We start from the raw sequence: 21,980 nt of genomic DNA, 5'->3' as shown, positions 1-21,980 counted from the left end.
ATCAGGTGACCGACAGCCCGTCATCCGCCGCAATGATTGCCCCGTTGATGAAGCGTGCCTCGTCAGAGGCCAGCAGCAGCAGGGTGCCGTCCAGATCCTTCGGCTCGCCGACCCGGCGGCGCGGCAGCATTGCAATGAGCTTCTGCCCGCCCGGCGTAGCCCAGTGATCGCGATTGATCTCGGTCTCGATATAGCCCGGGCAGATGGCATTCGTATTGATGCCGTAGCGGGCCCATTCCAGCGCCATCGCCTTGGTCATCTGCACCACAGCCGCCTTTGACATGCAGTAGACCGACAGCTGGCTGAGGACCCGCAGACCGGCGACCGAGGCGATGTTGATGATGCGGCCCGGCACCTTGCGGGCGATCATGTCCTTTGCCGCGGCCTGCGCCACGAAGAAGGCGCCCTTCACATTTGTGTTCATCACGAAGTCGAAATCGTCCGGCGTGGTATCGGTGATGCGGGCCTGCCGGCTGACGCCTGAATTGTTCACCAGGATATCCACGCCGCCCAGTTTCGCGGAAATCTCGGCAAAGGCAGCCTCGATATTCGCCTGGTCGTTCACATCGAGTCGGACTGTGATGGCCTCACCGCCGGCGGATCTGATCCGCCCGGCCAGCGCTTCCAGCCGGTCGGTCCGGCGGGCCGCCAGCGCGACCCGGGCGCCTGCCTCGCTGAGCACCAAGGCAAACTGCTCGCCCAGACCGCTGGAGGCGCCCGTTACCACCGCCACCTTGTCCTTCAGACTGATCCCTGCACGCATCGATTCCTCCTGCTGACCGGCGCAGATGGTCGGGGTTCCGGCAAAAACGGTCAAGGGGCTGGCCGGGAGCGTCCCTCTGCGCTACCGTTCTGGCATGCGCATCGAAATCGTCTCCGACGTTGTCTGCCCCTGGTGTTTCATCGGCAAGCGCCGCCTCGAAAAGGCCATGGCGCAGCGGCCCCATATCGACTTCGAGATTGGCTGGCGACCATTCCAGCTGAATCCCGACATGCCGAAGGAAGGTGCCGACCGCAAAAGCTATCTGGAAGCCAAGTTCGGCGGACCTGCACGGGCGAAGGAAATCTATGCCCGGGTTGCCGGTGAAGGCGCCAAGGAAGGCATCGCTTTCGATTTCGAAGGCATCAAGCGCACGCCGAACACGCTAGCCGCGCACAGCGTGCTGCACTGGGCGCTTGGCGCGGGAGTCCAGCATGAACTGGTCGAGCGGCTTTTCCGGCTCTATTTCCTCGAAGGTCAGGATATCGGCGACCATCAGGTGCTGGCCGATGCCGCAGAGGCCGAAGGGCTCGATGGCGCATTGATCAAGTCCCTGCTGGATGAGGAGCAGGATGCCGACCTGATCCGCTCCGAGGACCAGATGGCGCGGGAGCTGGGTATCACCGGAGTGCCGTTCTTCATCTTCGAACGGCGCTACGGCGTGCCCGGCGCACAGGATCCCGAGGCGCTGCTGCAGGTGATCGACAAGCTTGCGTCCGAAATGTCGCAGCAGGGCGCCTGACCTGCAGCTTTGCCGCGCCGCCGTCAGGCCGCCTTCTTCGCCCTGGCGGCAATCTCGCCGAGACGCGAGGCGATATGCAGGACGCCTTTCAGGCGATCCTCCGGCTCCGGCCAGTCCTGGATGAAAACCACCTTGTGATCGGGCCGCAGCTTGGCCTTGCCGCGCTCGGACTGGATGAACTGCACAAGCCCCGCCGGATCCGGGAAGCTATTGTCGCGGAAGCTGAGTGTCGCCCCCTTCGGACCGGCCTCGATCTTCATGATGTTGGCATCGCGGCAATGCTTCTTGATCGCCACGATGTCCAGCAGATGCTGCACTTCCTTCGGCAGCGGCCCGAAGCGGTCGATCATCTCGGCCGCGAATGCATCGATCTCGGCGCGCCCCTCCAGATCGGCCAGCCGGCGATACAACTGCATGCGAAGATTGAGGTCGGCAACATAGCTTTCGGGAATCAGGACTGCCGTACCGATCTGAATCTGCGGCGACCATTTTCCGGTCTCTAGTCCGGTTTCTCCGCGGGCTGCCGCGCGGGCCTCGATGATCGCCTCCTGCAGCAGCTCCTGATAGAGCTCGAAGCCAACCTCGCGGATGTGCCCTGACTGCTCCTCGCCCAGCAGATTGCCGGCGCCGCGCAGGTCCAGATCATGCGAGGCGAGGCTGAAGCCGGCGCCCAGCGTATCGAGGCTTTGCAGGACGCGCAGCCGCTGCTCGGCTGCGGGATTCAGCATCCGGCCAGGCTGATAGGTGAAATAGGCATAGGCGCGCAGTTTTGAGCGTCCCACGCGACCGCGAAGCTGGTACATCTGGGCAAGGCCGAACAGGTCCGCGCGATAGACCACCAGCGTATTGGCAGAGGGGATGTCCAAACCGCTTTCCACGATATTCGTGGCGACCAGCACGTCGTAGCGCCGGTCATAGAAGGCATTCATCACGTCATCCAGCTCGGTCGGCGCCAGCTGGCCATGGGCGACCACGGCCTTCAGTTCCGGCACATGGTCGCGGATGAAGGCCATGGCGGTGTCGAGAAACTCGATGCGGGGGCAGACGAAAAAGCTCTGGCCGCCGCGGAAATGCTCGCGCAGCAATGCCTCGCGGATCACCACCGGATCGAAGGGCGTCACATAGGTGCGTACGGCCAGCCGGTCGACCGGCGGGGTTGCAATCAGGCTCAGCTCGCGGACACCTGACAGTGCCAGCTGCAGGGTGCGCGGAATCGGCGTCGCTGACATGGTCAGCACATGCACCTCGGCTTTGAGCTGTTTCAGGCGTTCCTTGTGCTTGACGCCGAAATGCTGCTCCTCGTCGATGATCAGCAGGCCAAGCCGCTTGAACTCGATGCTTTTCGAAAGCAGCGCATGGGTGCCAACGACGATATCGACATCGCCATCCTTCAGCCCCTGCTTGGCTTTGGTCGCCGTTTTGGCCGGCACCATGCGGGACAGCTGCTCGATACGAACCGGCAGGCCCTGGAAGCGCTGCACGAAGGTGCGGTAATGCTGGCGGCACAGCAGGGTCGTCGGACAGACCAGCGCCACCTGCTGTCCCGCCATGGCGGCGACAAAGGCCGCTCGCAGCGCCACCTCGGTCTTCCCGAAACCGACATCGCCGCAGACCAGCCGATCCATCGGCTTGCCGCTGGCGAGGTCGTCCAGCGTCTCCTCGATGGCACGCGCCTGATCGTCGGTTTCCTCATAGGGGAAACGTGCGCAGAATTCCTCGAACAATCCGTCAGGCGGCAGAACCCGCTCGCCCTGCCGCAATTCGCGCTGGGCCGCCACCTTCATCAGCTCGCCCGCCATGTCCTTCAGGCGCTGCTTCATGCGCGCCTTGCGGTTCTGCCAGGCGACGCCGCCCAGCTTGTCGAGCGTCACTTCCGCCTCGGGCGAACCGTAGCGGGACAGCATCTCGATATTCTCGACCGGCAGATAGAGCCGATCACCGCCGTCGTAATGCAGCAGCAGGCAGTCATGCGGCGCGCCGGCGATATCCAGCGTCACCAGGTCCTTGTATTGGCCGATACCGTGATCGATATGAACCACGAAATCGCCCGGCTGCAGCGCACTGGCCTGGGCGATGAAGTTCTCCGCCCGCCGCTTCTTCTGCCGTGGGCGGACCAGACGGTCGCCGAGGATGTCCTGTTCAGCGACAACGCAGAGATCTGCGGCTTCAAAGCCATGCTCGATCGGCAGGACCGTAATCGCCGCCACGCTTTTCGGAAGCGCATCAAGTTCGGCGGCCGTCTCAATCGGCTGCGGCGTCTCGATCCCGTGATCCTTGAGCACCAGAGCCAGACGATCGCGGGCGCCGGCCGAGAAAGTGGCGAACAGGATGCGCCGTCCCTGCCCGACCTGCTTCGCCAGATGCCCGCCGAGCGCCTCGTAGACATCTACCGACGCAGTTTTCTTCTCCGCCGCCTGGCCCGCCTGGGCCCGTTCCGGGGCAAAGTCACGGCCCGGCCGGCCGCCCATGTCGACAACGATGGTCTCGCCGCCGCCGACGGCCTCGAAAGGATGCAGCTGTCCGACCGGGAATTTCTCCAGTCGCCGCGCCCATTCACCCGCCGTCAGATACAGGCGGTCCGGAGGCAGCGGCTTGTAGGGCGCGCCGCCCTCCTCCAGTCCGCGCTTCATCGCCGCACGACGGGCATCGTAATGATCGGCGATCGCCTTGAACCGCTCATCGGCAGATTCGGATGTCAGCGGATCGAGCGTCACCGCCGCCTGCGGCATATAGTCGAAGACGGTCGAGAGTGTCTCGAAGAACAGCGGCAGCCAGTGCTCCATGCCGATCTGACGACGACCGGCCGAGACGGCCTCGTAAAGCGGATCCTCCTTGGTCACCGTGCCGAAGAGTTCGCGATAGCCGCTGCGGAAGCGTGCAATCGCCTCTTCATCCAGCGGCACCTCGCTCATGGCGGTGAGCGATAGCTCCCCGACGCTGTCGATGGTCCGCTGGGTTGCAGGATCGAAGCGGCGAATGTTCTCGACCTCGTCACCGAAGAAATCGAGACGATACGGCGCGTCCGAACCTGGCGGAAACAGATCCACCAGACCGCCGCGTACCGCAAACTCGCCCGGCTCCATCACGGTCGAAACACGGCTGTAGCCGTTGCCAGTTAGATAGGCCACCAGGCTTTCCGGCTTTACCCGCGCGCCCCTGGCGGCGGAGAACCCCGTGCCCCGCAGGTAGTCCATACCCGGCATGCGCTGCAGGGCGGCATTCACCGTGGTCAGCAGTAGCCAGGGCGCATCGGGCCGTTCGCCGCTGAGGCGATTGAGCGTATCCATGCGCCGCGCAGCGATCTCCGCATTGGGCGACACGCGGTCATACGGCTGGCAATCCCAAGCCGGCAGGGTGAGGACGATCAGTTCCGGCGCAAAGAAGCGAAGCGCGGCCTCCAGCGTTGCCATGCGCGCGTCGTCGCGGCAGACATGCAGCACGCCCCCCAGCTTCTGCCTGGCTGCCAGCGCGACCAGCAGGCGCGCATCCTGCCCTTCCGGCGCGCCGGCCAGTGCCCAGCGCCCCGGCCGGGACAGGATATCCGGCAGCAGGAAGGTCATGGTCCTATACGGGTACCTTGTAGGCCCTGAGCAGCTTCATCACGCCGCTGTCGAGATGCGGCGGAACGGGGTCGCGCCCGATCGCCCAGGCATAGATCTGGGGATCAGGGTAATTCTCCAGCAGGTTCTCGTAGAGGTCGAGCTCGCGTTCGCTGAAAGTCGGCAGATGCTGGGCCGCGAAGCCGCCCAGTAGGATGTCGGTTTCCTTCATGCCCGTATAACGGCTGCGGTGCAGCAGACGTTTGCGACGGGTCTCGATATCCTCGCGTAGGGCTTCAGTCATGGGTGTCTCCGGAATAGCGGCAGGATATAGTACCCTCCTCTCAGGATTCTCAAGGTTTCCGCCGAAATTTCTCCCGCCATGCGCCCGGAATCGCTGTTTCCCGCCTTTGCCCCGACCACCAGCCTGAAGGGCTGTGGGCCACGGCTGGCGCCGCTGGTGGAGAAGCTGGCGGGCGGCAGGGTGCTGGATCTCTGGTGGCATCTGCCGTCGGCGCTTATCGACCGTCGCTACCGGCCGCGCATCGCCGAGGCTGAACCCGGCCGGATCGCGACCATCGAGATCACCGTTGACCGTCACCAGCCGCCGCGCAATCCGCGGCTGCCCTACAAGATCCTCGGCCATGACGGCAGTGGTCGGATCACCCTGGTCTTCTTCAACGGACGCGAGGAATTCCTGAAACGCAGCCTGCCCGAAGGCGAGGTGCGCATCGTCAGCGGCCAGATCGAGCTGTTCGACGGCCAGGTGCAGATGACGCATCCCGATCGCACCGGCACCGCCGAGGAAATCGCGCAGCTCGCCAGTGTCGAACCGGTCTATCCGCTCACCGCAGGACTGGCACCGCGCACGCTGGCCAAGATCATCGATGGTGCGCTGGCACGACTGCCCGATCTGCCGGAATGGCTCGATCCCGCCTGGCAGAAGAAGCAGCGCTGGCCGGGCTGGCGCGAGGCTCTGTTGGCCGCACACCGGCCGGAAACACCCTCTGATCTGGAACCCGACTGCCCGGCACGCCAGCGTCTTGCCTATGACGAATTGCTGTCCAACCAGCTGGCGCTGCTGCTCGTGCGCCGGCGGCTGAAACGGCTCTCGGGGCGTCCGCTGCAGGGCGATGGCCGCCTGCGGGACAGGCTGGAAACCCTGCTGCCCTGGCCGCTGACCAATGCGCAGCGGCAGGCCAATGCGGAGATTGCCGGCGACATGGCGTCCGACCGGCGCATGCTGCGCCTGCTGCAGGGCGATGTCGGCAGCGGCAAGACCATGGTGGCACTGAATGCCATGCTGCTCGCCGTGGAGGCCGGCGCGCAGGCGGCTCTGATGGCGCCGACCGAAATTCTGGCGCGCCAGCATGCCGAGACGCTCGCGCCCTACTGCGAGAAACTCGGTGCGCGGCTCGCGCTGCTCACCGGCCGAGACAAGGGCAAGGCACGCACCGCTTTGCTGGAACGGCTGGCCGGCGGCGAAATCGACATCCTGATCGGCACGCATGCGCTTTTCCAGGACGACGTCGTTTTCCATGACCTCGCCCTTGCCGTCATCGACGAACAGCACCGGTTCGGCGTCGGCCAGCGGCTCGGCCTTGCCGCCAAGGGACAACGGGACAAGGGCGGCGTCGATGTGCTGGTCATGACAGCGACGCCGATCCCGCGCACCCTGGCGCTGACGGCCTATGGCGACATGGACGTCTCGAAGCTGACGGAGAAACCGCCGGGCCGCACCCCGGTGGATACCCGCACGGTCGCGGCCGACCGCTTCCTCGACGTCGTTGCAGCCGTAAAGCGGAAGATTGCCGCCGGCGAACGGGTTTACTGGGTGTGCCCTCTCGTGGAAGAAAGCGAACAGAGCGACCTCGCCGCCGCCGCAGAGCGACATTCCTCCCTGCGTATGGCCTTGGAGCCGGAATTCGGCGAAGGCAGCGTAGCCCTCGTACATGGCAAGATGAGTAGCGCGGAGAAGGATGCCGCCATGGCGGCTTTCGCCAGCGGTGCGGCCAGGCTGCTGGTCGCCACCACCGTCATCGAGGTCGGCGTCGATGTTCCGGAAGCCACCCTGATCGTCATCGAGCATGCCGAGCGCTTCGGCCTTGCCCAGCTGCATCAGCTGCGTGGCCGCGTCGGTCGCGGCGGCCGGCCGGGCGCCTGTCTGCTGGTCTATTCCGGCCCCTTGGGCGAAACCGCCAAGGCGCGTCTGAAGATTCTGCGCGAGACCGATGACGGGTTCCGGATTGCCGAGGAAGACCTGCGTCTGCGCGGCGCCGGCGAGGTGCTGGGAACCCGCCAGAGCGGCCTACCCGAATTCAGGCTGGCGGACCTCGTCGCCCATGCCGATCTCCTCGCCGCGGCGCGGGACGATGCGCGGCTGATCCTCGAACGCGATCCGAAGCTGGCTTCCGAACGTGGCCAGGCCCTGCGGGTGCTGCTCTACCTGTTCGAGCGCGACTCCGCGATCCAGTATCTGCAATCGGGCTGATCAGCTGGCCCGCTTCCAGCGCGTCAGGGCCAGCACCGCACCGCCGGCGATCAAGCCCCAGAAGGCGCCGCTGATGCCGAAGAAACCCAGACCGGAGCCGGTGACGAGGAACGTAATGACTGCCGCTTCCCTGTCCCGCGCATCCGCGAGCGCCGCCATCAGGGCCGAGCCGAACGCGCCCAGCAGCGCCAGGCCTGCGACGGCCTGGATGAGGACCGGGGGCGAGGCGCTGATAAACGCCGTGGCCGCCGCGGCGAACAGCCCGAAGATCACATAGAAGACGCCGGCGATCACCGCGGCCCAGTATCGTTTCGCCGGATCGGGGTGCGCGTCGGGACCGGCGCAGAGCGCGGCGGTGATCGCAGCCAGATTGACGGCATGGCCGCCGAATGGCGCGGCCGCAATGCTGAAGAGTCCGGTCGCGCGGAAGAGTGGACCGGCCTCGGGGCGATAGTCATTGGCATGCAGCACCGCCATGCCGGGAATGTTCTGCGATGCCATCGTGACGATGAACAGCGGCAGGGCAATGCCGATCAGGGCGGCAAGGGAGAATGCCGGAGTCACGGGAACCGGATCCGGCCAGATCGATCCAAGGGAGTCCGGCGAGACCGACGCCGTAACCGCAATCAGGCCGAGCGTGACGATCACGGCGGCCGGCACAGCATAGAGCCGCCGGAATTTCGCCACCACGGCCCAGGTGACGACAATGGCCAGACCCGCCAGCGGCATTTCCGCCACCGCCCTGACCGGCGCGAGACAGAGGCCGAGCAGCACGCCCGCCAGCATGGCGTTGGCCAGAGCCGGCGGAATCGCAGCAACCCAGCGGCCGAGCCGCGGCCAGGATCCCGCCAGCACGATCAGCAGCCCGGACACGAGAAAGGCACCGACAGCGGCACTGAAGCCGCCCTCAACGGCTCCCGTCGTCGCCAGAAGCGCGCCGCCCGGCGTGGACCAGGCAATGCTGATCGGCAGCCGCGTCCGCAGACTCAGCCAGATCGCGCACAGGCCCATGGATATGGACAGTGCCATAAGCCCGGACGCAGCCTGCGCCTGGCTGGCGCCAACAGCGTTCAGGCCCTGCGCGATGACGGCAAAGGATGACGCAAAGCCGACAAAGGCCGACAGCAGGCCGGCCGACACGGTCTGTGGAGAGATGTCCTTCAGCATGGGAGGCGCAGAGGCGCTCCGGATCAGGCAAACTCCAGGATCACCTGATCCACCGCCAGACTGTCGCCCTTCTTGGCGTTGATCTTCTTCACCGTACCATCGCGTTCGGCGCGCAGGACGTTCTCCATCTTCATGGCTTCCACCACGGCCAGCGCCTGCCCGGCCTTGACCGGCTCGCCTTCCGAGACGTTGATCGAAACCACCAGGCCCGGCATCGGGCACAGCAGGAACTTCGACATGTCGGGCGGCAGCTTCTCCGGCATCAGCCGCGCCAGCTCGGCAGCGCGCGGCGTGCGCACGGCGATATCGAGCTCGGCTCCGCCATGCACGACGCGGACGCCATCCGGGCGGGGCGCCACGCGCGCCACCACGGACTGGCCGTTCACGCTGCCGCGGAAGAAGGGTTCACCCGGCTTCCAGTCGCTGCGCACCTTGAGCAGCTTGCCCTTGCCGACCTTGACGTCGATGCCCCCTTCGGCATTGGTGACGCGCAGCTTGTATTCGGCCTTGTTCAGAAAGGCGACCCAGTCGGCGCCCGGCTGCCATTCCGGCAGGCCCAGCTTGCCGCCAAGATGACGGGCGCGGAATTCGTTGCGGATATGCAGCAGCGCCGCCACCGCCAGCATGGCGTTCTGGCGCTCCTCCGGCAGAACCGTGCCGCCGAAGCCATTCGGCCATTCCTCGGCGATGAAATTGGTCGAAATGTCGCCCGACCGGAAGCGCGGATGGTCCAGCACCGCCGAGAGGAAGTTCACATTGTGGCCGATGCCGGCGATCCAGGTTTCGTCGAGAGCAGCCGAAAGGGTCGAAACGGCCTCGTCGCGGTCCTTCCCGTAGGAACACAGCTTAGAGATCATCGGGTCATAGAACATGCTGATCTCGCTGCCCTCGACCACGCCGGTATCATTGCGGATCACGTCGGACTCCGGCGCGGTGCGCCAGCGGGCAAGCCGGCCCGTGCTGGGCAGGAAGCCACGCAGCGGGTCTTCCGCGTAGATGCGCGCCTCGATGGCCCAGCCGTTCAGCTTCACATCCTCCTGCCGGATCGACAGGGTCTCGCCGGCTGCGACGCGGATCATCTGCTCGACCAGATCGATCCCGGTGATCAGCTCGGTCACCGGATGCTCGACCTGCAGGCGGGTGTTCATCTCGAGGAAGTAGAATTTCCTGTCCTTGCCGCCGACGATGAATTCCACGGTGCCGGCACTGTCATAGTTGACGGCTTTCGCCAGAGCGACCGCCTGCTCCCCCATCGCCTTGCGGGTCTTCTCGTCGAGGAACGGGCTCGGCGCCTCCTCGATTACCTTCTGGTGTCGGCGCTGGATCGAGCATTCACGCTCGCCCAGATAGATCACGTTGCCGAGCTTGTCGCCCAGCACCTGGATTTCGATATGGCGCGGCTGCTCGATGTATTTTTCGATGAAGACCCGGTCATCGCCGAACGAGTTTTTCGCCTCGTTCGTGGCCGAGGAGAAGCCCTGCGCCACCTCCTCCTTCGAATAGGCGATGCGCATGCCCTTGCCGCCGCCGCCGGCCGAGGCCTTGATCATCACCGGAAAGCCGATCTCGGTGGCAATCTTGACGGCTTCCTCGGTCGAGGCGATGGCGCCGAGATATCCCGGCACCGTCGAGACGCCGGCTTTCTGCGCCAGCTTCTTCGACTCGATCTTGTCGCCCATGGCGTAAATCGCCTCGGGATTCGGACCGATGAAAGTGATCCCGGCCTCCTTCAGGGCAGCGGCGAACTTGCGATTCTCCGAAAGGAAACCATAGCCCGGATGGACCGCCTGCGCGCCGGTCTTCCTGCAGGCATCGACGATCTTCTCGATCACCAGATAACTTTCGGCTGCGGGGGCCGGACCGATATGCACGGCCTCATCAGCCATACGCATATGCAGCGCGCCGTCATCGGCATCGGAGTAGACCGCCACCGTCTTGATGCCGAGCTTGCGGCAGGTCTTGATGACGCGGCAGGCAATTTCGCCGCGATTGGCAATCAGAATCTTGTCGAACAGCTTGTTGGCCATGACCGGCGATCTCACAGCGGAATGTTGTCGTGCTTCTTCCAGGGATTCTCCAGCTTCTTGTCGCGCAGCATGGCGAGCGAGCGGGCAATCCGGAAGCGCGTGTTATGCGGCATGATCACATCGTCGATAAAGCCGCGATGGCCGGCGACGAAGGGATTGGCGAACTTCTGGCGGTACTCTTCCGTACGGGCCGCGATCTTCTCGGCATCGCCGATCTCGGAGCGGAAGATGATCTCCACCGCGCCCTTCGGCCCCATCACCGCGATCTCGGCCGTGGGCCAGGCATAATTCAGGTCGCCTCGCAGATGCTTGGAGGCCATGACGTCATAGGCGCCGCCATAGGCCTTGCGGGTGATCACGGTGACCTTCGGCGTGGTTGCCTCGGCATAGGCGAAGAGCAGCTTGGCACCGTGCTTGATGATGCCGCCGTATTCCTGCGCCGTTCCGGGCAGGAAGCCGGGGACGTCGACGAAGGTGACGATCGGGATGTCGTAGCAGTCGCAGAAGCGCACGAAGCGCGCGCCCTTGCGGCTGGAATCGATGTCGAGGCAGCCGGCCAGCACCATCGGCTGATTGGCGACGATGCCGACCGTCTGGCCGCCGATGCGGGCGAGACCGATGATGATGTTCTTGGCGTAATTCGGCTGGATCTCGAAGAAGTCGCCCTCGTCGACCACCTTCTCGATCAACTCCTTCATGTCATAGGGCTTGTTCGGATTCGGCGGAACCAGGGTGTCGAGCGAGGCCTCCTGCCGGGTGATCGGATCCCAGGTCTCACGCACCGGCGGCTTCTCCCGGTTGCTCAGAGGCAGGAAATCGAACAGCCGCCGCGTCTGCGCCAGCGCCTCGACATCGTTCTCGAAGGCGTTGTCGGCAACCGAAGACTTGGTCGTATGGGTGATCGCGCCGCCGAGCTGCTCCTGGGTCACGACCTCCTGCGTCACCGTCTTCACCACATCGGGGCCGGTGACGAACATGTAGCTGCTGTCCTTCACCATGAAGATGAAGTCGGTCATCGCCGGGGAATAGACCGCGCCGCCCGCGCAGGGCCCCATGATGACGGAAATCTGCGGCACGACGCCTGATGCGAGTACGTTGCGCTGGAACACCTCGGCATAACCGGCGAGGCTGTCGACGCCTTCCTGGATGCGCGCGCCGCCGGAATCGTTGAGTCCGATCACCGGGGCGCCAACCTTCATGGCCGTGTCCATAATCTTGCAGATCTTGCCTGCATGGGCGGCGGAGAGCGAACCGCCGAACACCGTGAAATCCTGGCTGAAGACGAAGACCGGTCGGCCATTGATGGTACCGTAGCCGGTCACCACGCCGTCGCCCGGCGTCTTCTGCTCGGCCATGCCGAAATCAGTGCAGTCATGCTCCACGAACATGTCCCACTCCTCGAAGGAGCCGGGATCGAGCAGCAGTTCCAGCCGTTCACGCGCCGTCAGCTTGCCCTTGGCATGCTGCGCCTCGACACGTTTGGCCCCGCCGCCCTGGCGGGCCTGGGCGCGCTTTTCTTCCAACTGGCGGATAATGTCCTGCATGAAACTCCCCGAACGATCAGCGGAACGATGGCCGAAAGGAACGCTCGGCCAGAGCATGACACGGCAATGACAATTGTGCCGGGCTCAATAGCATATCGACAGGCGCGGCAAAATAGCCCGGGGCTGCGTATCGAGCCCGGATATTCAAGCAGTTACGGGGAGGATATTGAAGCGGCAGACCCGCCGTTCGGCGGATTTACTGCACTACCCGGCTGGCGAGGTGCGGCAACCGGGCGTCGGAAAGATCGGCGCCTTCCAGCAGCGCCCTGGAGAGATCGGCTTCGTCCAGCCAGGCCTGCCGCAGCCTGGCGCCGCGCAGGTCGGCGCTGCGCAACTGGCTGCGGGTCAGGTTGACAGGGTGGAGGCGACCCGGACCGAGGATCAGCGGCCCCAGATCGGCATCTCGCAGATCCGTTCTGACCAGCAAAGCCGAGGTCAGATTGGCGCCGCGCAGGTCGGCACCAACCAGATTGCAATCCCGCAGATCGGCTTCCATCAGCTTGGCGCCCTGCAGTGACGCCCGCTCCAGATTGAGGCCCTGCAGGACCACGCCTTCCAGATTGGCGCCGGTAAGCACGATTCCAGGCCTCGGACCGATATGGCGCAGGTCAAGATGATTGAAGTCGAACAGCCTGCCCTGCCGTCCTCCGGTTTCCACCCACAGGCGATAGAGCCGGAAGGCCTCCTCGATGGGCACGCCGAGTTCCGCCAGCGGCCGTCCGCGGGGAGTGTCATCGAGCGCCCCCTGGGTGTCCGCGCCGGCCAGAACCGCCTTCTCGAGTTTCACGCCCACCATCACGGCGCCGCGCAGTTGCGCATCTTTCAGGTTGGCGCCGCTCAGATCGGCGCCGGAGAGATTGGCGCCGTCCAGCTTGGCTGCGGTGAGATTGGCCCGCGTCAGCACACAGTTCACCATGATCGCATCGGTGAAATCGGTGCGACCGGCCGCAACGCCGGTGAGGTTGGCACCGGTCAGGTCGGCAGCCACCAGACGTGCTCCGCCCAGATCGACCGAGTCATGGTCCGGCTTCTTGAACTGGACATTGCCCCGCTGATCGCGCTCGGCAATCACCCCGTCGCGCATGTCCGCATCCTGCAGTCGCGCGCCTGTCAGGTCCGCACCGCGCAGCGAGGCCCCACGCAGGTCGGCACGGTCCAGCCTCGCGCCCTGCATGATCGCGCCACGGAGGTCGGCGCCATACAGGACGGCATTGCTCAGATTGGTGTCGGAGAAATTGACCGATTGAAGGTTGCAGCCGGTGAAATCGGCGCCGGAAAGATCGACGCCGGCCATAGTCAAATGCGAGAGATCGCGGAACTGGAATATCGCACGCCGGCCGCCGGGCAGCCGCTGCCGATATTTCTCGTGATCCGCGATAGTCGCCAGCAACTCGCCGTATCCAACCTTCGGCCGTTGGCGAGTCTGCATGTTCGAACTGACCATGGCGGCCTCCCCCCGAGGCCAGGAAATTCCAGTTGCAACCCTGACGTTAGCACGTCCGTCGGAATTCGCAGCAGACATCTGCACCAGATCCCATCCGTCCGGGCAGGAGTGGACATGGGCGACCATCTGATGTGGTGTTGGCGCGGTTCAGCATTCACCGGAGGTTTAACAAGATGGCGGCGGGGTTTACGCCTCTTCCTTTAATAATGTCAAGCAGTGCGCCGCGGACGTCAGGTCGGCCAGCAGCGCCGCCCGCCGCTCCGCCGCCTCGGCGTCGTCGCCCCATTGTTCGGCCTGGAAATGCTCGTCCAGGAGGCTGGCGCTGTGGGCCGAGTCGGCATCGATCCGGCCGGTCAGGACAGCCAGTCCGATCACAACGGAGCCCGCCGCGCTTGTCAGGGCATGCAGGATGGTCAGTTCGAAGGGGTCCAGCCCGGCACAGATCTGTTCCAGCCGCGCCTTCAACTCCGGCGGCTGCGGGACGGCCAGAATACCCTGAGTAACCTGGATCTGGACGTCATAGCGGTCCCGGAACCAGTCCAGCAGCGGCTGCCACGTGGCGGCCTGCCGGTCTGCCAGCTCCCGCGGCTGGTCGGCCCGATAGGCGAGCAGATCGGTCTCGCCGTAACGGACCACCTCCGCCGTCACTGCGTCACGATCCTTTGCCGTGCGGTCCAGGGCGGTCGCCACAAGGCGCGTCAGGGGCATCTGCAGCGGCCGGATGTCACCCGTCTGCGCCTCCCACTCTGCGGCGATACCCTGTGCGAGAGCGGCGCAGGGGACACGGAGTTCCGTCTTGGCCGGTGTCCGGAGCGGCTTCTGGTCGAGCATCACCGCATGCTGCCCGTCGGGCTGACGGGCCACCGTCACGGTCTTGTAAAAGCGCTTCATGGCGGCGGCTTATACTGCCGGCACCAATCCGCATCAACGCCGCAGCAACCCGTCGAGGCCTTTGCGCAGCGAATCCACCGGGTTGCCGGCCGGCGCCTGCTTCTGTTGCTGTTGCTCACCCTGCGGCTGCTTTGATGCCGGGGCTGCCGGCACCGGCCGGCCTTCGGCAAGCGCTATCGCACGCTGGCAGGCCGCCCGGGCGGCTTCATCCGGGTTACCGCCACCCTGCCCCCCGCTGCCCAGTAAGGGCGCCAGCACGCCCAGCGGACCGAGAGCCGCCACCCCGGCCGCGGCACCCAGCGCGCTCTTCGCCAGCGCCTGCGGATCCGGCGAGAAGCTCGGCTTGAGCAGCGTGCCGCGCACGCGCACCGGCGGCAGAACCCCGGCCAGCGCAGTATCGCGCGAGCTCACGGCAAGCCGCAGATCGAGCTGCTCTGTACCCAGATTGACGCTGCCGTCGCCGGCGAGGGTCAGGCTGCCGGTTTCGGCCAGAAGGGCCTTCGGCGTCGCCACCCCGTTGCGGAAGTCGAAGCCCTTCACCACGCAATGCAGCTTTGTCTTCGCCGTGGCGCGATCAAGGATGCCGACAGCGCGCGCCAGATCCGGCATGAAGCTGCGGATGTATTCTTCCTTCAGCTCGCCCTCACCCACTTTCAGCACCATGGTGCCGTTCAGGCCCGCCATGATCTGGCGGATGCTGCCGCCCTGGCTGGTCAGATTGGCAGTAAGATCGGTTGGCGCGCCTCGCCGCACCACGTCAGTGATGCCGTTCTTCTGGAGGTATTCGCTGAGCACGATGCCCGCCGCATCAAGCTTCGCGTTCAGACGCTTCGCATTGCCGTCCAGGGTGACGTCGCCAGAAAGCCGCCCGCCTGCAAGCGCCCCGACCTGGGGTTTCACATTCAGCACCCCGTCTTTCAGGGTGACGTTCGCAGCAACATTCTGCGCCTCCAGCATGGGCGCCCTGAACTGTTCGGCCTTGTAGGCAAGCACCGCATCAACGGCCTTGAGGCCGTCCAGCGGCAGAGGATCGTCGCTGAAGAGGCGCCCGTCGGTGCCGGTGCTCGCCCTGCCCGGGCCGGCCGGCTGGCCGCCCTTGCCGTCAGACGGCTTCGATTCCGGCAAGACCGCCCCGACATCGAAACTCTTCGACGCGAGGTCGAAGCGCAGCGACGGCCGGGCGCCGGCCAGATCAATCTCGCCGCTGCCGGCCAGATCGTTCGGTCCAAGATTCGCGGCCAGGCCGCTCAGGGCATAACGCTGGGGTCCGGTATCCTTCACCTGGACCTGCAGCTTGATCGGAATGGCCGGCGCAGCGGCGCCAAAGGCCGAGGCCAGTCGGGCGAGATCCGGGATCTCGGTCCCGATGGCAAGGGCGATCCCCTTGGCCTGGAGAGGCTGTGCGATCGTGCCTTCGACCTGCGCGCGGGCCCCCGGTCCGGCGATGTTGAGTTTCAGCGGCCAGGGTCGGCTGGGAGCCGTCAGTTCGGCGAGGCTGCCCAGCGTTCCGTTCACCTCAAGATCATTGCCGTTGACCACGGCCACCATCTGGGTCGCCAGCAGCCCGCCGGCGGCCTCCTCAACCGACAGCTCTTTCAGGTGAAGATCCTGGGCAGTCCCCGTCTGAGCGTCCCGGAAAGCGACCTTCACATTTTTCAGTAGAACGTCAGAAACGACCGGTAACGTGCTGGAACCGGACGATTCTCCAGAAGAAGCCGTTTCTGAGGGCTTGGTCTCAGCCTTGGGAGAGAACTCCCAGTTGGCCTGGCCCTGCCGGCTCTTTTCCAGCAGCAGGTCGACATCGGCCAGAACCAGACGGTCGATCCTGATCTGCTGCCGGATCAGGGGAAGCAGATCGACCTCGACCAGGAACTCGCCGACCGTCGCCATGGCGGGACGACTGCCCCATGAGGCATTGGCGAACGTGACCTCGTTCACCCGGATCGCCGGCCGCGGGAAAACCTTCAGCCCGAGATCACCGGCAATCGTCAGCTGGCGGCCGGTCGCATTCTCGACCGCCGCGACGATCTGCGGCTTGAACCGGTTCACATCGACGGTCAGTACAAGGACGACCGCCACGGCGATCAGGGCAACCAGCGCGATCAGGACCCATTTCAGGATACGCATGCAGGTCCTCCCACGATTCGAGAAACCACATCAGGAAGTTCGTGGTACCCGTTGATTATAACGGCAGCTCCGGCCTCACGGAGAATGGCTTCCTCATGATAGCCCCACGTGACACCGATGGCCGGCACTCCGGCATTGCGGGCCATTTCCATGTCGTAAGTTGTGTCGCCCACCACGATTGTCGAGGCCGGTACGGCCCCGGTTTCGGCCATGGCCTGGAGGACCATATCCGGCGCGGGCTTACCGGCGGCGACGACGTCGTTGGTCTGCAGGGTGACGAACCGGCCGGTCAGCCCGTGGGTCGCCAGAGTGAAATCCAGGCCCCGCCGGGCCTTCCCCGTTGCGACGCCGAGCAGGTAGCCGGCACTCTCGAGCCGGTCCAGCGCCTCGATCGCCCCCGGAAAGATCGGCTCGTGGTGTTCGGGGTTCAGCCGCTGTGCGATGGCCGCCTGCCGATAGGCTTCGACGACATCCGCCAGCACGGCGTCCGGCGGAAGCAGACTCTGGATCGCGACAGGCAGCGGCAGGCCGACCGTGCGGCGGATGCGGTCCGCCTCCGGCAGCCCTAGGCCGAGCGCTGCAAAGGCGGTGTGCATGGCGGCGACGATATGGTGCTGGCTATCCACCAGCGTGCCGTCGCAATCGAAAATGACCAGACTGGGCGCTTCAATCCCGGCAGAGGCGGTTTTCATAGAACCAGAATCGCATGTCCGCCGCACCGGCTCAACCGGTGCAGGCGGAACCAGGCCTTCACTTCCGGTCCTTCATGGCCTTCCTGCGGTCGGATTTCGTCTGGTCCTGCCTGGCGGCGTCCTTGCGCGCATCGCTTTTGCGCCGGTCGGCCTTTTTGAGGTCGGCCTTCTTCTCGTCCGCCCTGCGGTCGGCTTTCCTGGCACCCGTCCTTGCCTGTCCCGCGCGATCTTCCACCAGCGGGGTGGCCGGCCGTGCCGGGCTGCCGATCCGAGGCTGTGCCGGCGTTGCCGGTTGCGTCTGGGCTGACAGGCCGGCAGGCAGTGCTACAGCCGGCACAAGGTACGCGCAGAGCAGGATCAGGCGGACGAACATGGAGCCTCCCCGGTTCCCCCATGATGCTTCTGCGGGGATGCAAAAGCAGCAGCGATGTGGCAGAAAACGCTGATGAAAAACGTCAAAAAGACTTCCCCTTCGGCGACATTGACCCAGCTCGGGCGCCCGGCCGTTCAGCCGGCCTCACCCGAGGAGGCAGTGCTTGAATTCGCGCCGAACCCCCATCCGGGCACAACCTACCTGATCCGCTTCACGCAGCCGGAATTCACCAGCCTCTGTCCGATGACCGGACAACCTGACTTCGCACATCTGGTGATCGACTACGTGCCCAACCGGTCCATCGTGGAATCGAAGTCGCTGAAGCTGTTTCTCAACAGCTTCCGCAACCATGGCGCTTTCCATGAAGACTGCACGCTGATGATCGCCAAGCGCATCATCGCGACAATCAAACCGCGCTGGCTCAGGATCGGTGGCTACTGGTACCCGCGTGGCGGCATGCCCATCGATGTCTTCTACCAGACCGGCAAGCCTCCCGCCGATCTGTGGCTGCCGGATCCCGGCGTCGCCTCTTATCGCGGACGCGGATGACGATGATGCGCCGGGGAGAATGGCTGCTCCTGCTCCTGCCCCTCGGCGCCTGCGCCGGACTCGAAGACAACGTCCGCGATCTAAACCGCAGCCTGTATCGCACCTGGTCAGGGAAAGACACCCGGGCGGCCCGGCCGGAAACCGGCTTGGCGGCAACCGGCGAAAGCACCCCCTGCTTCAGCGCGGAGACCGGCCTTCTGTATGTCAGCCAGACCGGCCGCTGCGCCGCCGGCTACAATCCCGTGCCGGCGGCAGAGGCCGAACGCGCTTTCGGCCGACGCAGCACCGCAAGCACAGGAACCGCCCCGCAGCAGGCGGCACAAACGCCCATTCCTACCCCCGAAGCGGCACCGGCCCTTTGCTACGATGATAACCAGGGGCAGGTCTTTGAGGCGGCAAGCTGTCCCGCCGGCTCGCGCTGGGTAACGGCGGCGGAGGCTGCCTCAATCCAGCAGGCCCAGCTGGCCGGCGCCTCCTGGTGCTATTTCACCGGGCGCCGCCTGCTCTATCGCAGCCGGGCCTGTCGGCCCGGCGACCAGGTTCTGAGCGTCGCGCAGGCGGACGCCATCTGGGAAAGGCTGGCGCCGGACCGTCGACCACGCCAGCGCCCGGCGGAAACGACCGGCGCCGCACAGCCGGTGCCGCCGGTGCAGGCCGCTCCCCGTGGCGGCGTAAGCGCTACACCGCTGCCTTCGCCCCGGTGATTGCAGCCGCATCAGGCAGGATCGTCGCAAAGCGATCCGCCAGTTCGGCCAGCGCGGTGCGATGGAGCTCCATCGCAGGCAGCACCCCGCTTCCCAGCGGATCAGGCAGATCCCGCGTCGCGCAGGCCGCCGCAACGACGGACGACCGGTAGCCGTGATCGAGCGCGCTGCGCACGCTGGCGCTGACGCACATATGCGTCATGAAACCGGCAACGATCAGTTCCTTTCGGCCGGTCTTCTGCAGCGTTTCATGGAGCGTTGTGTTGGCGAAGGCGTTCGGCAGGCCCTTGGGGATGACACTCTCGCCATCGGCCGGACGCACCGATGCGATGAAATCGGCCCGCGGCGTCCCAGGCGTGAACAGGGCCCCGCCGGGGCGACCCTGCTGCTGAATATGGATCACCGGAGCGCCGGCCTCACGGGCGGCAGACAGGAGGCGACCGATTTCGGCAACCGCGGCGTCGATACCGGTCAGCGGCAGGTTGCCACTCGATGAATATTCCTGCTGATGGTCAATCAGCAGCAGAACTGAATTTTCCCACAGTACCGGCTGCACAGTGGCGCCGGCGAGTTCCAGCAGGGTCTTCGGACGACTCATCTCACTCTCCTTGTTTCGGAGGCGTTATAGCCGATGGCGGCGCCTGCGCGTATTCGCTAAGATGGCACGATGACTGTGCAGAAACGCACAAGGGCGGTTCCGCCTCCCGAGCAGCCCGACTGGAACGATCTCCGCTATGCGCTGGAACTGGGCCGGCATGGCACGCTGTCAGGCGCGGCCCGCGCGCTCGGCGTCAATCATGCCACCGTGGCGCGCCGCATCGCCGCGCTGGAAAGCAGTCTGAAAATGACCCTGTTCGAGCGCGGCCCGCGCGGCTACCGGGCGACCGCCAGCGCAGCCCCTGTGCTGGCAGCAGCCGAGCAGGTCGAAGCTCCCCTGCTCCTGCTCGGCCGGCAATCGGACGCGCAGCATGGCGCAGAGGTTTCAGGCAAAGTCCGCATCACGGCGACCGAAGGCGTGGCCAGCCATCTGATCGCTCCCGGACTTGCCGGTCTGCGGCAGCGCTGGCCGTTGCTGGAAGTCGAAATCCTTGTCGAACACCGCTCGCTGAGCCTGGCGCGACGCGAGGCGGAGATCGCCATCCGCTGGGCCAGGCCAACCAAGGGCGAGTTGTTCGCAACCCGGCTCGGACCTGTACCGTATCGCCTGTATCGCCATCCGCGGGCCGCCGACCAGACTGCGGTCGCCAGCCTCGACGAGAGTCTTGGCGATCTGCCGGAATCGCGCTGGCTCGACCGCCAGGCCGGCCTGCGTCAGGTGATCCGCAGCAATTCGATGTTGCCCTTGATTGCCGCCGCGAGGACGGGCGCCTGTGCGATCCTGTTGCCGGAATTTGTCGGCCGCCGCATTCCCGAGCTTGTGCCCGAGGGCGGCAAGCCGCCGGTTACGCGGGACCTGTGGCTGCTGCTGCACCGCGACCTGCGCAAGGCGCCCCGGGTACGCGCCACGGCGGATTTCCTCATCGGGAGCATCCGCGGGTCTCTTGCTGAGCGTTAATCCTACAGCCAGGCGTCCGCGTCCTTCCCGATCGAGAAGCCGAGAAAATTCCAGGTTGCCTCCATGTGCGGCGGCAGGGGCGCGCGAACCTCCAGCCTGCCGCCATCGGGATGCGGCAGTCGGATGGCCCGGGCATGCAGATGCAGCTTCCGGCTTACGCCGCCCGTCAGATAGGCCTCCTGCCCGCCATATTTTCCGTCGCCGACGATCGGCGTCCGCAGGGCGGCGCAATGGACGCGCAGCTGGTGGGTCCGGCCCGTCAACGGCGCCATGGCGAGCCAGGCGGCGCGCTTTCCGGCCGTGTCGATGGTCCGATACAGGGTCACGGCATTCTTGCCGTCCTCTTCGTCGGCCACCATCCGCTCGCCCGCCGCGCCGGGCAGCTTCGACAACGCCAGGATGATCTTGCCCTGATGCTGGGCAGGCACACCGGCCACCAATGCCCAGTAGAGTTTCTGCGCATCGCGGGTGCGCAGGGCATTCGCCAGCTTGGCGGCGGCTGCCGCGCTGCGGCCAAGCAGGATGACGCCCGAGGTATCCTTGTCCAGACGGTGAACCAGCCGCGGCCGCTCCGCAGCGCCGAAACGGAGATGATCCAGCAGACCATCGAGATGTTCGTTCTGGCCAGTGCCGCCCTGCGTCGCCAGACCGGCCGGCTTGTTGATCACCAGCACCGCATCGTCCTTGTGCAGCACGGCTGCCTGCAGTTCGGCGATGCGCGACGGATCGGCCTTGATCCGGACCGGACGGGGAGCGGCGTCGTCCCTTGGGGGCTCGCCGAGAGGCGGAATGCGGATGGTCTGCCCCGGCTCCAGACGTGTCGCCGCTTTCGCGCGTCCGCCATCCACCCGGATCTGTCCGGTGCGCAGCAGCTTCTCCAGCTTGGCGTGACCGACCCATGGATAGTGACGCTTGAACCAGCGATCGAGGCGCAGATCGCTTTCGCCGTCGGCGACGGTTCGGGTGGTTACCTGGGACATGACTGTTCTACTTGCTTTCAGCAGACCGCGTTACCGCCACACGCGGCGGACCCGATCCAGTTCTTTCGGTTCCTCCACCGGCGGCGGTGGCGTTTCGGCTTTTTCCGCGGCACGCTGCCGGGCCTTCTCGGCCTGGCGCTCTATCCACTCCTGGCGCATCTGCTCGTGTCCCTCAAGCGACTGGACCTCGAGTTCGCAATCCTGCGCGACCTGATAGATGATCTGTTTGGTCACATTCCTGAACTGCGCCAGCTTGTCGTAAAAGCATTCCTCGCGACTGGGTATGTTACCCGGCGAATAGAAAGGTTTTTCGTTGCCTGGAACCAGCGCAAAGCCGAAGATCCCCGCCAGCACCAGAAGTGCCAGGATCCCCAGTCCCAACATGCTGAATCGCT

At 65.4% G+C, this 21,980-nt stretch carries 19 protein-coding genes; 5 read left to right on the top strand and 14 right to left on the bottom strand.

From position 1 onward, the window contains the following. Nucleotide 1: 1 nt before the first annotated feature. Nucleotides 2-763 (bottom strand): SDR family oxidoreductase, encoded by a 762-nt coding sequence (locus VKZ87_RS09455; RefSeq protein WP_324221004.1) that lies wholly within the window; start codon nt 761-763, stop codon nt 2-4. Between the two features lie 94 nt (nt 764-857). On the opposite strand from VKZ87_RS09455, the gene VKZ87_RS09450 reads away from it, so the two are divergent. Continuing rightward, nucleotides 858-1,502 (top strand): DsbA family oxidoreductase, encoded by a 645-nt coding sequence (locus VKZ87_RS09450; RefSeq protein WP_324221003.1) that lies wholly within the window; start codon nt 858-860, stop codon nt 1,500-1,502. A gap of 23 nt (nt 1,503-1,525) precedes the next feature. On the opposite strand, the gene mfd is transcribed toward VKZ87_RS09450, so the two are convergent. Both mfd and VKZ87_RS09440 read right to left on the bottom strand, forming a co-directional pair. Next, on the bottom strand, nt 1,526-5,062 hold the full coding sequence (gene mfd / locus VKZ87_RS09445) for a transcription-repair coupling factor (RefSeq protein WP_324221002.1): 3,537 nt from the start codon (nt 5,060-5,062) through the stop codon (nt 1,526-1,528). 4 nt (nt 5,063-5,066) lie between these two features. Next, nucleotides 5,067-5,345 (bottom strand): succinate dehydrogenase assembly factor 2, encoded by a 279-nt coding sequence (locus VKZ87_RS09440; protein ID WP_324221001.1) that lies wholly within the window; start codon nt 5,343-5,345, stop codon nt 5,067-5,069. A gap of 78 nt (nt 5,346-5,423) precedes the next feature. On the opposite strand from VKZ87_RS09440, the gene recG reads away from it, so the two are divergent. Then, nucleotides 5,424-7,532: an ATP-dependent DNA helicase RecG gene (recG, locus tag VKZ87_RS09435; RefSeq protein WP_324221000.1), complete on the top strand. Its 2,109-nt coding sequence runs from the start codon at nt 5,424-5,426 to the stop codon at nt 7,530-7,532. On the opposite strand, the gene VKZ87_RS09430 is transcribed toward recG, so the two are convergent. The 8 genes from VKZ87_RS09430 to VKZ87_RS09395 all read right to left on the bottom strand — a co-directional run bounded on the left by VKZ87_RS09430 (nt 7,533) and on the right by VKZ87_RS09395 (nt 17,797). Next, entirely contained in the window at nt 7,533-8,699 is a 1,167-nt protein-coding gene (locus VKZ87_RS09430) for a benzoate/H(+) symporter BenE family transporter (RefSeq protein WP_324220999.1), read from the bottom strand. A gap of 23 nt (nt 8,700-8,722) precedes the next feature. Next, nucleotides 8,723-10,726 (bottom strand): acetyl/propionyl/methylcrotonyl-CoA carboxylase subunit alpha, encoded by a 2,004-nt coding sequence (locus VKZ87_RS09425; RefSeq protein ID WP_324220998.1) that lies wholly within the window; start codon nt 10,724-10,726, stop codon nt 8,723-8,725. A gap of 11 nt (nt 10,727-10,737) precedes the next feature. Then, a complete protein-coding gene (locus tag VKZ87_RS09420; RefSeq protein WP_324220997.1) occupies nt 10,738-12,270 on the bottom strand; it encodes an acyl-CoA carboxylase subunit beta in 1,533 nt (510 codons plus the stop codon). Nucleotides 12,271-12,466: 196 nt separating this feature from the next. After that, nucleotides 12,467-13,714, bottom strand: coding sequence for a pentapeptide repeat-containing protein (locus VKZ87_RS09415; protein ID WP_324220996.1), 1,248 nt, complete (start codon nt 13,712-13,714; stop codon nt 12,467-12,469). 186 nt (nt 13,715-13,900) lie between these two features. Continuing rightward, nucleotides 13,901-14,605 carry an ATP12 family chaperone protein gene (locus VKZ87_RS09410; RefSeq protein ID WP_324220995.1) on the bottom strand — a complete coding sequence of 235 codons (705 nt, stop codon included), beginning with the start codon at nt 14,603-14,605 and terminating at the stop codon, nt 13,901-13,903. Between the two features lie 33 nt (nt 14,606-14,638). Beyond that, nucleotides 14,639-16,732: an AsmA family protein gene (locus VKZ87_RS09405; protein ID WP_324220994.1), complete on the bottom strand. Its 2,094-nt coding sequence runs from the start codon at nt 16,730-16,732 to the stop codon at nt 14,639-14,641. After that, complete coding sequence (locus VKZ87_RS09400; protein WP_324220993.1) at nt 16,720-17,424, bottom strand: HAD-IA family hydrolase; 705 nt, start codon at nt 17,422-17,424, stop codon at nt 16,720-16,722. The genes VKZ87_RS09405 and VKZ87_RS09400 overlap by 13 nt, the downstream gene beginning before the upstream one ends. A 58-nt stretch (nt 17,425-17,482) precedes the next feature. Continuing rightward, entirely contained in the window at nt 17,483-17,797 is a 315-nt protein-coding gene (locus tag VKZ87_RS09395) for a hypothetical protein (RefSeq protein ID WP_324220992.1), read from the bottom strand. Between the two features lie 72 nt (nt 17,798-17,869). On the opposite strand from VKZ87_RS09395, the gene queF reads away from it, so the two are divergent. Further along, nucleotides 17,870-18,346, top strand: coding sequence for a preQ(1) synthase (gene queF / locus VKZ87_RS09390; RefSeq protein WP_324220991.1), 477 nt, complete (start codon nt 17,870-17,872; stop codon nt 18,344-18,346). Then, nucleotides 18,343-19,050 carry a hypothetical protein gene (locus tag VKZ87_RS09385; protein ID WP_324220990.1) on the top strand — a complete coding sequence of 236 codons (708 nt, stop codon included), beginning with the start codon at nt 18,343-18,345 and terminating at the stop codon, nt 19,048-19,050. Before queF ends, VKZ87_RS09385 begins: the two co-directional genes overlap by 4 nt. On the opposite strand, the gene VKZ87_RS09380 is transcribed toward VKZ87_RS09385, so the two are convergent. Next, entirely contained in the window at nt 19,025-19,648 is a 624-nt protein-coding gene (locus VKZ87_RS09380) for a cysteine hydrolase family protein (RefSeq protein WP_324220989.1), read from the bottom strand. The two genes, VKZ87_RS09385 and VKZ87_RS09380, sit on opposite strands and share 26 nt — an antisense overlap. Nucleotides 19,649-19,717: 69 nt before the next feature. Between VKZ87_RS09380 and VKZ87_RS09375 the strand changes: the two genes are divergently transcribed. Beyond that, nucleotides 19,718-20,605, top strand: a complete 888-nt coding sequence (locus VKZ87_RS09375; protein WP_324220988.1) for a LysR family transcriptional regulator — start codon at nt 19,718-19,720, stop codon at nt 20,603-20,605. A gap of 2 nt (nt 20,606-20,607) precedes the next feature. On the opposite strand, the gene VKZ87_RS09370 is transcribed toward VKZ87_RS09375, so the two are convergent. After that, nucleotides 20,608-21,585 carry an RluA family pseudouridine synthase gene (locus VKZ87_RS09370; protein WP_324220987.1) on the bottom strand — a complete coding sequence of 326 codons (978 nt, stop codon included), beginning with the start codon at nt 21,583-21,585 and terminating at the stop codon, nt 20,608-20,610. 30 nt (nt 21,586-21,615) lie between these two features. Then, nucleotides 21,616-21,969: a hypothetical protein gene (locus tag VKZ87_RS09365; protein ID WP_324220986.1), complete on the bottom strand. Its 354-nt coding sequence runs from the start codon at nt 21,967-21,969 to the stop codon at nt 21,616-21,618. Nucleotides 21,970-21,980: the final 11 nt, after the last annotated feature.

It is taken from the genome of Ferrovibrio sp. (assembly GCF_035304305.1).
Classification (GTDB): Bacteria; Pseudomonadota; Alphaproteobacteria; order Ferrovibrionales; family Ferrovibrionaceae; genus Ferrovibrio.
The sequence above is the reverse complement of the archived record's forward strand: the minus strand, read 5'-3'. Positions and strand labels throughout refer to the sequence as shown.

What these genes read in the sequence shown, in the direction of transcription:
- mfd (WP_324221002.1), bottom strand. Translation starts at nt 5,062, where the DNA reads ATGACCTTCCTGCTGCCGGATATCCTGTCCCGGCCGGGGCGCTGGGCA.
- VKZ87_RS09380 (WP_324220989.1), bottom strand. Translation starts at nt 19,648, where the DNA reads ATGAGTCGTCCGAAGACCCTGCTGGAACTCGCCGGCGCCACTGTGCAG.
- VKZ87_RS09370 (WP_324220987.1), bottom strand. Translation starts at nt 21,585, where the DNA reads ATGTCCCAGGTAACCACCCGAACCGTCGCCGACGGCGAAAGCGATCTG.
- VKZ87_RS09395 (WP_324220992.1), bottom strand. Translation starts at nt 17,797, where the DNA reads ATGTTCGTCCGCCTGATCCTGCTCTGCGCGTACCTTGTGCCGGCTGTA.
- VKZ87_RS09415 (WP_324220996.1), bottom strand. Translation starts at nt 13,714, where the DNA reads ATGGTCAGTTCGAACATGCAGACTCGCCAACGGCCGAAGGTTGGATAC.
- VKZ87_RS09450 (WP_324221003.1), top strand. Translation starts at nt 858, where the DNA reads ATGCGCATCGAAATCGTCTCCGACGTTGTCTGCCCCTGGTGTTTCATC.
- VKZ87_RS09400 (WP_324220993.1), bottom strand. Translation starts at nt 17,424, where the DNA reads ATGAAAACCGCCTCTGCCGGGATTGAAGCGCCCAGTCTGGTCATTTTC.
- VKZ87_RS09365 (WP_324220986.1), bottom strand. Translation starts at nt 21,969, where the DNA reads ATGTTGGGACTGGGGATCCTGGCACTTCTGGTGCTGGCGGGGATCTTC.
- VKZ87_RS09425 (WP_324220998.1), bottom strand. Translation starts at nt 10,726, where the DNA reads ATGGCCAACAAGCTGTTCGACAAGATTCTGATTGCCAATCGCGGCGAA.
- recG (WP_324221000.1), top strand. Translation starts at nt 5,424, where the DNA reads ATGCGCCCGGAATCGCTGTTTCCCGCCTTTGCCCCGACCACCAGCCTG.
- VKZ87_RS09405 (WP_324220994.1), bottom strand. Translation starts at nt 16,732, where the DNA reads ATGCGTATCCTGAAATGGGTCCTGATCGCGCTGGTTGCCCTGATCGCC.
- VKZ87_RS09385 (WP_324220990.1), top strand. Translation starts at nt 18,343, where the DNA reads ATGACGATGATGCGCCGGGGAGAATGGCTGCTCCTGCTCCTGCCCCTC.
- VKZ87_RS09455 (WP_324221004.1), bottom strand. Translation starts at nt 763, where the DNA reads ATGCGTGCAGGGATCAGTCTGAAGGACAAGGTGGCGGTGGTAACGGGC.
- queF (WP_324220991.1), top strand. Translation starts at nt 17,870, where the DNA reads ATGAAAAACGTCAAAAAGACTTCCCCTTCGGCGACATTGACCCAGCTC.
- VKZ87_RS09420 (WP_324220997.1), bottom strand. Translation starts at nt 12,270, where the DNA reads ATGCAGGACATTATCCGCCAGTTGGAAGAAAAGCGCGCCCAGGCCCGC.
- VKZ87_RS09430 (WP_324220999.1), bottom strand. Translation starts at nt 8,699, where the DNA reads ATGCTGAAGGACATCTCTCCACAGACCGTGTCGGCCGGCCTGCTGTCG.
- VKZ87_RS09440 (WP_324221001.1), bottom strand. Translation starts at nt 5,345, where the DNA reads ATGACTGAAGCCCTACGCGAGGATATCGAGACCCGTCGCAAACGTCTG.
- VKZ87_RS09410 (WP_324220995.1), bottom strand. Translation starts at nt 14,605, where the DNA reads ATGAAGCGCTTTTACAAGACCGTGACGGTGGCCCGTCAGCCCGACGGG.
- VKZ87_RS09375 (WP_324220988.1), top strand. Translation starts at nt 19,718, where the DNA reads ATGACTGTGCAGAAACGCACAAGGGCGGTTCCGCCTCCCGAGCAGCCC.